Consider the following 10,699-nt stretch of genomic DNA (forward strand, 5'->3'; position numbering starts at 1 on the left):
CTTCGCCGGTTCGGTGGGCGGCGCGCCGATCAGTGTCCTGCGCCAGTACATCGAGCAGCAGAACCGGCCCGTCTGAGCGGGTGGACGCCGGTCCGCCTGGCGGCGAATCGGCTGCTCTTGCCCCGCTACGCGGGACGGTCGGCTTCACCCCCCGGACTGAAGCCCGGAGCACTGCCGACAATTCTGGTAGCCGAATCCGCCGCCTCGGACGGTGTTGGCGTAGACCGCGACGTCGCTGACCGGCAGCTGGGCGTTGGTGGCGTTCACGCCGACCGCGGGGCGGGTCGAGCCGTCGATCAGGGTGATGTCGTTGCCCATGATGTCGATGGTCTCGTTCGGATTCGGGCTGATCGACTTCACGTAGACGCCGCCCCAGCTCGCCCTGATCGTGTTCTCCCTGATGACGACCCGGGAGGTGTTCATGGGCCCGATCGCGTCCCACTTCGCGTTCTCGATCAGGTTGCGTTCGATCCAGATGTCGCTGTGCACCGCGCCGGCGGCGCCGGTGTGCGAGCCGGTGAGCTTGCCCCGAAACCGTCGGCGGCCGTGGGGGACGCGCTGGCGGACAAGATGAAGGAACGGGAGCTCGCCCGCCACCTTGAGATCGCGGGGACGGCCGTCGCCGCCGCGGCCGAGGGCGCGATGAAACGCTGACCCGGCCCGGTCGATCGCTCCACCCCTTCGCGTCGTCCGAGGATCCCGGGAAAAGATCGCCGGGCGATGCAACATCTTCGTCCCTTCGGCCGTCTGGGACGTGACTACCGAAGGGACGACAAGTGGATGACGAACCCGGCTTCGACGACTTCGTGGCAGAGCATACGGACGCGTTGCTCCGCTACGGATACGTCCTGACCGGAAACCCCCATGACGCAGCCGACCTGCTCCAGGAAGCCCTGGTACGGCTGTGCGGCGCCTGGCCGAGGGTGAGACGCAAGGACAGCCCGCACAGCTACGTCCGAACCACGATGGCGCGGTTGCACATCAGCGTCTGGCGGCGTCACAGGCGTGAACGTCTCAGCGGAGAGCCGCCGGAGCGGGCCTGCCACGAAGTCTTCCCTCCCGACGAGGAACAGGGTCTCTGGGAAGAGCTGGCCGCGCTGCCCCGCAGACAGCGTGCCGTGCTGGTGCTGCGCTACTACGAACAGCTCAGCGACGCCGAGATCGCCGACGTGCTCGGCATCTCTCCCGGAACCGTGCGCAGCCAGGCCTTCCGGGGCCTGGACAAGCTGCGTTCCTCCCTGTCCTCCGCACCGGCGACCCACAGGAGCATGCGATGACCGATCTGGAAGACAAGCTGAGCCGCGCCCTGTCCGGGGCGGCGCATCGTGCCCCGCAGGCGCCGGCCGGGCTGGTCACGACGGTCAAGACGCGCCATCGCCGACGGCGGGCGCGGACCGCCGCCGTACGCGCGGCAGCGGCCGTGGTCCTCGTGGCGGGCGGGACGGGCACGGCGGTGAGTGCTCTGGGCACGGCGGCCGAGCCGCCCCCCGCGGCGAGCGCGACCGGCGGGGCCGAACCGCCGGCGGACAGGATTCCGCCGCCCGTCGAGAAGGTGTGGCCGCAGGCCGTCCACAAGATCCCGGCCAAGCTGCCCGACGGCCGTGCGTACGAGCCGCAGCTGCTCCTCGACGATCGCACGCTGCTGGTCATGACGGGTGTGACGGACGGGAAACGTCAGTTCCTGTGGACCTACGACCTTGTCACCGGGCAGCCCAGGCAGATCGCGGAGATCCCCCCGACGAAAGGATCGGCGATCTTCGCCGACGACGTCGCCGCCGGTGGCGGCAACATCGTGTGGTGGGCGTCCTACAAGGAGCCGGGCGGCGCGCGGGTCGCCCGGATCTGGACGGTGCCGGCCGCCGGCGGCCGCCCTCGGCCGGTGACCGACGTCCCCCTCGGGAACGTCATGAAGCAGGGGCACATCAACGGGCTGACGGTGACCGGCGCGGACGTGGCCTTCGCCTACGAGAAGGGCGGCGTCTACCGGGTGCCCCTGAGCGGGGGTACGCCGCAGCCGGTGCAGGGCGCCGAACGGCACCAGATCCTGAGATGGCCGTGGGTGGGCGTCCACCGGAAGAAGGCGGTCTTCCGCGAGCTGCTCAACGTCGAGACCGGTGAGCGGCGCGACGCCGTGGTCAAGGCCGACGAGGAGGTCAGGTGCGACGTCGACCGGTGCGCGGGCGTGGCCGTGCGATACGAGACCGTCAAGGTCGAACGCCGCGACCGCTCCGGCAAGGAGATCAAGTGCCCTACTCGCCGGTGCCCGGACACGGCGCAGATCCCGGTCGTTCTGCGTAGCTTCGTCCGCGACCGCGACGGCTCCCACGAGCGCCGCCTGCCGACCACCTTCCGGCCGGGCGACGGCGCCCGCCTGGAACGCTTCTTCAGCGTCACGCTGAGAGGACCGGCCAGGCAGGGCGTCCCGACGCTCTACGACGCCGACACCGGCAGGTCCGCCGACCTCGGCATCCGGCCCGACGCGAAAGGATCCATGGCGCTCCCCGACGGCGGCCTCGACCGGCTGATGACCTACCAGATCAAGGACGAGATGTACGTCCTGGACCTGGCCACGATCAAGTAGGGCCCACCCGCACCGACCTGAGCGCGCGTGACCAGGCGATGACCTCGTCCAGCAGCTCGACCAGCGTCGGCTCCTGGTGCGGGCCGGGGGCGATCGCGCCGGGATCCGCCGGGCCGGTGGTCTCGAAGTCGGTGAACGCCGGCGTGCGCGTGTTCCTGTACGGCTACCACCGCTGACCACGGCGGGTGTTCAGACGCTGTAGGCGGGGATGGGCCAGGCGGGCAGCCGGTACGGCAGGGTCACCGCGTACCCGCCCGCCGCCATAATGAGCCCCGCCTCGGCGAGGTGGCGCACCGCGGCGGGCAGCGGGCTGCGTTCGATGTCGATCACGGCTTGCCCGGCTTCGAGCGCGTCCACCAGCCGCTCGTCGGTGATGACCATCCTGAGCGGCTTCCGGTGCAGGCTCCTGCGGTCGTGGACGATCCTGAAACCGGGGCCCTTGCGCAGGAAGTACACCCCCTGCTTGTACGCCGTCCGCCACCCGCCGAACTGCTCGCCCAGCTCCGCGCCGAGAGGCGCGAGCGGCGGCGGCACGTGGGTCAGGGCGTTCGCGACGGAGGGGTCGGAGCAGCGCCCGGTCCAGCGGACGCTCGTTCCGCACGCGGCGCAGTCGCGCAGGAAGCGCACCGCCTCCAGCAGTTCCTCCGGATGCCCGGGGTCGAGGCGGATCTCCTCGGGAACGTCGATGACGTGGCCGGGAGGGAGCCGCAGGAGTTCCGGCCGGCTCGGATAGCGCATGGTGTCGGCTCCGACTTCGTTCGCGGCTCGCCGGTCAAGGCAGCCGTCGCAGGTGACGCATGGGGGAGAGGAAGTAGGGGATCCAGGCGGTGGCCGTGATGGCGGCGGCCACGTAGAGGGCCTCGCGCACGCCGGCGAGCTGGCCGATGGTGCCGGCCAGCGCCGCGCCGAGCGCGGTGGCGCCGGTCAGGGTGAAGCGCATGGTGGCGTTCATCCGGCCGAGCAGGTCGCCCGGGGTGATGCGCTGGCGGAAGCTGACCAGCAGGACGTTGTACATGCCGCTCTGGTAGCACACCACCAGCCAGGCCGTCATCGAGATCCACTGCCAGGGCCCCCGGCCGGCCGAGGCGACGAGCACCGCGAACGGCATGATGACCAGGCCGAACATCCACAGGACGCGCCCTTCGCCGACGCGTCTCGCGAGCCGGTGCCCCGTGTACGAGCCCAGCAGCGCGCCCGCTCCGCCCGTCGCCATGAAGAGGCCGAGCGCCCCGGCGGGGAGCGCGAGCACCCGCTGGTAGAGGATCGGCATCAGCGTCAGGGTCATGAGCGCGCCCACGTTGGAGACGGCGCCGGAGACGGCGATCGGGCGCAACATCTCGTGCGTGAAGACGTACCTGAGCCCGCTCATGATCCCGCTGGTCATGCGCTGCTTCTCGGCGACGGGCTCGGGCGTGCGTCCGATGAGGGCGATGACCGTGCCGGACCACAGGTAGCTGAGTGCGTCCAGGACGATGACGACGGGTGCCGTGACCAGCTGGATGAGCAGGCCGGCGAGCGCCGATCCGGCGATCCCGTTGCCCTCCCTGAACGACGAGAGGACGGCGTTGGCCTCCGCGAGCCTCGCGGGCGGGACGATGGAGGGCAGGAAGCTCTGCGACGAGACCGAGAAGAACAGGGTCAGCGTGCCGTTGAGGAACGCCACCGCGTACATCTGCGTCAGCGTGAGCCCGTCGAGCAGCCAGGCGACAGGGATGGAGAGCAGGACGAGCGCGCGGCCGAAGTCCGCGACGATCATCAGCGTCCGGCGTGACACGCGGTCGACCAGCACCCCCGCGGGCAGCCCGAACAACATGAACGAGATGGTGGTCAGCGTGCCCAGCAGGCCCATTTGGGCCGCGTTGGCGTCGAGCAGGCCGAGCGCGGTCAGGGGGATCGCCAGCGCGGTCATCGGCGTGCCCAGCGTGCTGACCGCGGACGCGGCGAAGACCCGGCGGAAGTTCCGGTTCCGGAGAATCGAGCTCTTCTGTCCGGCGCCGGGGGAGAGGGACGCTTCCGCCTGGCCCGCCATCATCGGGTTCCGGCGCCCGCCGGTTGCGGGCGGGCCGGCGCGACCCCGGGACGTTCGGCGGTCGCGAGTGCCACGTAGCGTCCGGCTTCGGTGAAGACGAGCCCTGCCGCCACGAACTCGTCCAGCCACGTGCCGAGCCGGGGCCCGCAGTCGAGGCCGTGGGTCTCGCGCAGGTACGCCTCCAGCGACTGCGGAGTCCGTCCCCGGTCCAGAGCCTGGTACGCCTCGGCCCGTCCGCCGGGGGCCAGCACGTGATCCTGGACCGGCCAGCCGGCCCGGCGGTCGCGGATGACGAGGTGATCCCCGGACCTGGTGACGACGAGTGTGCTGTTCTCCGCGTCATGTCCGGCCCGCCACGTGTCGACGGCGGCTCGTACGCGCTCCAGCGTCTCCTCGCTGACCCCGTGCAGCGGGCTGTCGAAGAGGTAGACGAGCTGTTCGAGCTCGGCACGCGGCAGGTCGTAGACGATCTCGAAGACGCGGGCCGGTCCGGCGTTGACGAATCCCAGCTCGGGGCGCTCGAAGTAGGGGCTGAACCGCTCCAGCGCCACCCGGGAGACGCCCAGCGGCGGTTGCAGGTGCACCATGGCGGGGAACTGGCCGATGAGGGCGTCGTACTGGCTTTCGTCCTCCTTGGGGAAGCCGCAGAGCCAGTTCCATTCGACGGTCAGGCCCTCCTGCTGGCAGTCGCGCAGCAGGCGGACGTTCTGCACACCGGTCACGCCCTTGTCCATGAGCCTCAGCGTGTCGCTGCTCAGGCTCTCGATGCCGGGCTGGATGTTCACCACACCGGCGTCGCGCAGTGTCCTGACCTGCTCGACGGTGAGATTCGCCTTGACCTCGCAATGAATGCGCAGGTCCCAGTCCAGCTCCGCCAGGCGCGGCAGGAACTCGTTGAAATACTTCATGTCCAGGATGTTGTCGGCCAGGGATATGTCCAGCACCCGGTGTCTGCGGACCGCCGCGTCGAGCTCGTCGACGAAGTCTCCCTGTGTCTTGCTGCGGAACTTCATGGCCGAGCCGTTCAGGCCGCAGAAGGTGCAGTGGTGCTTCTCTCCCCACCAGCAGCCGCGGGACGACTCCAGCACGAGCTCCGGTTCGACCCAGGCGCCGATGCCGGTCGTGCCGAGCGTTTCGAAATACTCGTCGTACCAGGGGTGTCGCACCGATTTCATGGGCAGCGGCGCGGCCGTGCTGGGATTGGCGACCAACCGGCCCTCTCCGGTGCGCCAGCATAATCCGGGGATCCGCCTGAGCATATTCTCGTCGGCGGCCCGCACAGCCTCGACGAGCTGCCGGAATATATGATCCGATTCGCCTCGGGCGACAATGTCGACGAACGGGAAATTGTTATGGATCGCGGCGCCCTGGGAGCCGTCGCAGTTGGCCCCGCCGAAGATTATCGTGGTTTCCGGCCGGGCCTTCTTGAGAGCGCGGGCGAGGGCCAGGGAAGGCACGTTCTGCATGAACGTGGTGCTGAATCCGATCACGTCGTACGCTTCGGCGGTCAGCCGTTCGCAGAGGTGCTCGACGAAAGCCGAGGCGAGCCGTGCCATCGTGACGAGCAATTCGCCGTCGAGTCCGGAACTGTCGCCGAGATGGGCGAGGAACTCCTGCTCACGCCAGCCCGGGGTCTGGTGCAGCGCGCCGGCGAACACCCACTCGCCGGCTCCGGCGAGGTATCTCTCGGCGACGTCGTTGTAGTCGTCGGGCGTGATCGCACCGCCGGTCTCGGCCAGGAGGAACCGGGCCCACTCCAGATTCGCGTAACACTGCGAGATCCGGCATCCGTCGATGTCGCGGCCTATTTGGGTGAGGATCCCCGCGCCGAGGGACGGGCGGTGCAGAGAAGCCCAGGGCATGACGACCAGCAATGCCTTCACGGTATTTCCGCACCACCCTTACGTCGCACACCCTGGGCCTGTCATCGGCGACTGGCGGTACGGATCAGCCCTGCGCCATGACGGCGTGCGGGGCGACCGTCTCGGTCGTCTCCTGTACCTGGACGATAATGGCGGCGAACTCCGAATTCTGCATGGCTGCCTCCCAAGGCAACTCTGACTGCCATACCACGGGCGGGATTCACCCGGGCATGCTTGAGGTCATCCTGCATGCCATGATCATTGCTGTCAAGGATGTGAAAAGGGAATGTCGAATACTGTGAGTTCGCGTCCCGCTCTGCTACATTACAGCCCGCTCGGGGTTCCAGTCGGTGGAGGTTCGCCATGGACAGCGTCACTGCCGCCTATATCGCAGAGTGTCTCGACCCGGCCGGTCACCTGCGGCACGTGATGGATCGGGCGCCATTTCCCACTGACCAGATCGCTTTTTACAAAAACAGTCTGCTGGCCCGTCCGCTCTTCGGTGACAAAGCGGAACTCGGCGATTACGCCACAGCGTTGACGGAGTTGCTCAAGCTCCTCACCGAGCTTCCCGACCGGCTCTTCGACGGAGATCTCGACCGTTTCGCCGCGGCCCTGGGAGTGACGGGAGAACTCCGGGAACTCGTACGACGGCTGCCCGGCCCGCCGTCCCTGTACGGCCGCGCCGACCTCTACCACGACGGCACCTCGTTCAAGCTTCTCGAGTTCAACGTCGGCAGCCCGCTCGGCGGCACGCCGAGAGCGGAAACATGCAGATACCTGCTCAGGGACCCGCACTTCCGCCGGTTCGCCGAAGAGCACGGCCTGACCTACGTCCGCACCGGAGAACACGTGGCCCAGGCGCTGCGCGCCGCCGCCGAGCCCGTGACCGGCGCGGCCACCCCCGTGATCGGCATCGTGGAGAGCGCCGGCGGCATCGAGCGGCATTCTGTGAGCTTCCAGGCCATCTCCGGCATGTTGCGGTGGCTCGGGTTCGAGGTGGTGCTCGGGGACACCGGCCAGGTGACGGAGGACCGCGGTCGAGTACTTCTGCGCGGGAAGCCGATCGACGTGGCGCTGCGCTACTTCACCGGCTACGAGCTGGTCGCCGGCGGGCAGGACGTCGAAGTGCTGCTGCGCGCGCACGAGGAGAAGCGGGTGGTCCTCTGGACGACCATGCTCAGCGACCTGTTCACCAGCAAGGGCTGCCTGGCCCTGCTGAGCGAGGAACGGTGGCGCGGCTCGTTCAGCGAGGAGGAACGGCGGCTCATCGACCGGCTCCTGCCGTGGACCAGGACCCTGTCGTCGGAGCACGTGACGATCGACGGCGCCGAGGTCGATCTCATCGGCCACTGCCTCGCCCACCGGCGGCAGCTCATCGTCAAACCCTTCGCCGAGTACGGCGGGGCCGGCATCGTGCCCGGATGGGAGGTCTCGGCCGGGGAATGGGAACGCTGCCTGAGAGAGTCCCGTGGTGGCGGTTTCGTCGTCCAGCAACGTGTGACCCCCCGTACGGAACCGGTCGTGGACCCGCTGAGCGGCGAGATCCAGGAGTACGAGGCGGTCTGGGGTGTCTTCGTGGCCCCGACCGGCTACGCGGGCACCCAGATCAGGGCGGCGCCCCGGCAGAGCCGGGCCGTCATCAACATGGGCGCCCAGAGAAGCGCGCGGGCCGCCCCCGTGTTCGAGTACCCCGGTGACCATGAGGGGCAGGCGAGGTGAAGGCCCGGCCGACCGCTGCTCCCACCCCCGATTGCGCGCACTCCCGCAGCCACATCACCGATTCCGCCTCCATGGGCTCGTGCTACTCCACCGAGGCCAGCCATCGGATCTTCTGCGACCTGTGCCGCTACCAGCGCTGGCTGGACATCGAGGCGGCCATCGCGAGCACCCAGGCCGAGCTGGGCCTGATCCCGGGCTGGGCCGCCGAGGGCATCGCCCGGCACGCCCGCGTCGACCGCCTCGACCTGGACCGGGTGCACGCCGAACGTCAGCGGACCAGGCACTCGCTCGTCGGCCTGCTGAACGTGTTCGCCGCGTCCTGCCCCGGCGGAGCCGGCGAGTTCGTGCACTACGGCGTCACCACGCAGGACGTCCAGGACACCGGCCAGGCGCTGGAGATGCGGGACGTGCTCGACGAACTGGACGGGTTGCTGCGGCTGCTCGTCGACCGGCTGGCGGACCTGGCCGAGCAGCACGCCGACACCGTCGCCCTGGGCAGGACGCACGCTCAGCCGGCGCTGCCCATCGGGTTCGGGCTCAAGGCGGCTTCCTGGGTGGATGAGCTGTTACGGCAGGCCGAACGCCTCGCGGCCCTGCGTACGCGGGTTCTGGCCGTGCAGCTCTTCGGCGCGGTGGGCACCTCGGCGTCCTTCCGTCCTTACGGCCGCGAGCTGGCCCGCGGGCTGGCCGCCCGGCTCGGCCTGGAGACGCCGCTGATGGCCTGGCACGCCGCCCGCGACCGGGTCGCCGAGTACGTCATGACCCTGGCCCTGTGCACGGGCACCGCCGGGCGCATCGCCGACGAGATCCGGGTGTTGTCGCGCCCGGAGTTCGGCGAGCTCGAACAGGCGTGGGAGTTCGGCATGGTCGGCAGCAGCACGATGCCGCACAAACGTAACCCCGAGGAGTGCGAGCAGATCGTCGTCATGTCCAGGCTGGCCGCCGGTCAGGCGGTGTCGGCCATGGCGGTCATGGGCGGCGAGCACGAACGGGACGCGCGGGCCTGGCGAGTGGAATGGGCGTGCGTTCCCGATATTTCGCACTATTGCCTGTGTGCCTTCCAGACCCTGGCGGCGGTCGCCGACGGCATGACCCCCCGTCCCCACGCCATGGCCGCCAACCTCGAACGGGTCAGGGACCAGATCGCCACGGAAGCCCTGATGCTGGCCCTGGCGCCCCACCTGGGCAAGCAGACGGCGTACCGGCGGGTGTACGAGCTCAGCCAGCAGGCGCAGAGCACCGGTCACGAGCTCCAAGCCGTCCTGCGCACGCAGCCGGACCTGCGATCGCTGGTGAGCCCCGCCGAGCTGGAGCGGATCTTCGACCCCCGGCACCACGTCGGCGACTCGGCGTCGATGACGCGCGACGTGGTGAAGGCGGCGCGCGACTGGCTGAGCGGGTAGGCCGATCGTCGACGGTCGTCGTGGAAGCCGGCCGCGGTGCGCCCTGACACACCTCTTCCCGGCTCGTTCAAGGGCGCGTGATCAGTGTGCCGGTGTTCCGCTGATGGGTGATGCCGGAGAAGGCCGCGGACGCGTGGCCGATCAGGCGCCGAGGTCGCCCCTCATGGCCCGGCTCAACGCGCGGGACTTCCCCACCCCGTCCATGAGCACGCCGTTCCGAGCGGCAGTGATACGCGCCTCCGTCGCATGAATGTGCGTGATTCCCGCCTCCAGCACGTCCTTGCCGCAGACGATGAACATGGGGTCGATCGCATGCCGCCACTCCGCCTCGGCCGCCTTGATCCGGGCCTTCGCTTCCTGGCCGCCGTCCGTCGCGCCCTCCAGGATCCGGATCAGCGCATTCCAGGCCCGCCAGTAGGCGCCGTAGATCGTACGCCGCTCCTGCCACAACTGCTGGTCGCGCTCGAACGCCCGGGCGTGTTCGGCGTTGCGCGTGTCGCCTTCCACGATGGACGTGCTGTGGCCGCCGTGCAGGCGAATGTGTAACGGAAAGAGCACAGTCCGTGACTGAAATACTGCGCGTGGCTGCTCCGTAACTCCCCGCCCTGCGACGACCCCGACGGAGGTACGCCGCCACCGCGATACTCCTGGCCGCGGGCATGGTCTGTCTGGGGGCGCCGGCGATGTCGACGGATGCGGCGATCTTCAGCGGCGTCTCTCCAGCACGGCCGCCTCGATGCGGAACAGCACGCCGATCACGCAGGCGCCCACCGCCACCACGGCCGGGGACAACGACGGAACGCCGTCTCCGATGAGCGTGGCGAACAGACCGAGCCCGACTCCGAGCGCCAGCGCGGAGTTGCCGAGGACGAGGGCCTGGCCGGCACGGTCGTGGGACGCGTTCGTTTCCTCTGGCTGTGTCATGGCGGTGAGTGTCGCAGGCGGAAATCAAGATCCGATTGCGGATGAACCGTCTGTCACCCGACTACCGGTTTGCCGTTCTCATCCCCTGAGCATGGCGAAACCCCTGGCGGACAGGGTGATCATCACGATCACGTCCGTCACGACCAGGGGTCTCGGATGTCGTTCCAGCGGGCTGCCG

The 10,699-nt window shown here is 69.3% G+C and carries 11 protein-coding genes and 1 pseudogene; 6 read left to right on the forward strand and 6 right to left on the reverse strand.

The window, feature by feature from the left end; translation table 11 throughout:
* Window positions 1–76 (forward strand): annotated as a pseudogene (locus IEZ27_RS54725) (IS200/IS605 family transposase); the annotation flags it as partial.
* Between the two features lie 68 nt (window positions 77–144).
* Here IEZ27_RS54725 and IEZ27_RS52150 read toward each other — a convergent pair.
* Complete coding sequence (locus tag IEZ27_RS52150) at window positions 145–489, reverse strand: right-handed parallel beta-helix repeat-containing protein (RefSeq protein ID WP_189654104.1); 345 nt, start codon at window positions 487–489, stop codon at window positions 145–147.
* A gap of 287 nt (window positions 490–776) precedes the next feature.
* On the opposite strand from IEZ27_RS52150, the gene IEZ27_RS52155 reads away from it, so the two are divergent.
* The 3 genes from IEZ27_RS52155 to IEZ27_RS52165 are packed head-to-tail and all read left to right on the forward strand — an operon-like array spanning window position 777 to window position 2,757.
* Window positions 777–1,277, forward strand: coding sequence for a SigE family RNA polymerase sigma factor (locus IEZ27_RS52155; protein ID WP_189654105.1), 501 nt, complete (start codon window positions 777–779; stop codon window positions 1,275–1,277).
* The gene (locus IEZ27_RS52160; protein WP_189654106.1) at window positions 1,274–2,581 is read left to right on the forward strand and encodes a TolB family protein; all 1,308 of its coding nucleotides are present in this window, start codon (window positions 1,274–1,276) and stop codon (window positions 2,579–2,581) included. Before IEZ27_RS52155 ends, IEZ27_RS52160 begins: the two co-directional genes overlap by 4 nt.
* A gap of 38 nt (window positions 2,582–2,619) precedes the next feature.
* Window positions 2,620–2,757 carry a hypothetical protein gene (locus IEZ27_RS52165; RefSeq protein ID WP_189654107.1) on the forward strand — a complete coding sequence of 46 codons (138 nt, stop codon included), beginning with the start codon at window positions 2,620–2,622 and terminating at the stop codon, window positions 2,755–2,757.
* Between the two features lie 13 nt (window positions 2,758–2,770).
* Here IEZ27_RS52165 and IEZ27_RS52170 read toward each other — a convergent pair whose 3' ends face one another.
* From IEZ27_RS52170 to IEZ27_RS52180, 3 genes are read right to left on the reverse strand one after another with little or no spacing between them, the layout of a single operon-like run.
* Window positions 2,771–3,319, reverse strand: a complete 549-nt coding sequence (locus IEZ27_RS52170) for a DUF5825 family protein (protein ID WP_189654108.1) — start codon at window positions 3,317–3,319, stop codon at window positions 2,771–2,773.
* A gap of 34 nt (window positions 3,320–3,353) precedes the next feature.
* Entirely contained in the window at window positions 3,354–4,613 is a 1,260-nt protein-coding gene (locus IEZ27_RS52175; protein WP_189654109.1) for an MFS transporter, read from the reverse strand.
* Window positions 4,610–6,493 (reverse strand): RiPP maturation radical SAM C-methyltransferase, encoded by a 1,884-nt coding sequence (locus tag IEZ27_RS52180; RefSeq protein WP_189654110.1) that lies wholly within the window; start codon window positions 6,491–6,493, stop codon window positions 4,610–4,612. Before IEZ27_RS52180 ends, IEZ27_RS52175 begins: the two co-directional genes overlap by 4 nt.
* A gap of 516 nt (window positions 6,494–7,009) precedes the next feature.
* Here IEZ27_RS52180 and IEZ27_RS52185 point away from each other — a divergent pair.
* Both IEZ27_RS52185 and IEZ27_RS52190 read left to right on the forward strand, forming a co-directional pair.
* Window positions 7,010–8,194 (forward strand): hypothetical protein, encoded by a 1,185-nt coding sequence (locus IEZ27_RS52185; RefSeq protein ID WP_189654111.1) that lies wholly within the window; start codon window positions 7,010–7,012, stop codon window positions 8,192–8,194.
* A complete protein-coding gene (locus tag IEZ27_RS52190; RefSeq protein ID WP_229825212.1) occupies window positions 8,191–9,597 on the forward strand; it encodes a class-II fumarase/aspartase family protein in 1,407 nt (468 codons plus the stop codon). The genes IEZ27_RS52185 and IEZ27_RS52190 overlap by 4 nt, the downstream gene beginning before the upstream one ends.
* A 141-nt stretch (window positions 9,598–9,738) precedes the next feature.
* Here the strand turns inward: IEZ27_RS52190 and IEZ27_RS52195 are convergent, their stop codons facing one another.
* Window positions 9,739–10,104, reverse strand: a complete 366-nt coding sequence (locus IEZ27_RS52195; protein ID WP_189654112.1) for a hypothetical protein — start codon at window positions 10,102–10,104, stop codon at window positions 9,739–9,741.
* Window positions 10,105–10,302: 198 nt separating this feature from the next.
* Entirely contained in the window at window positions 10,303–10,521 is a 219-nt protein-coding gene (locus tag IEZ27_RS52200) for a hypothetical protein (RefSeq protein ID WP_189654113.1), read from the reverse strand.
* Window positions 10,522–10,699 lie beyond the last annotated feature (178 nt).

The organism is Nonomuraea spiralis (assembly GCF_014648435.1).
Classification (GTDB): domain Bacteria; phylum Actinomycetota; class Actinomycetes; order Streptosporangiales; family Streptosporangiaceae; genus Nonomuraea; species Nonomuraea spiralis.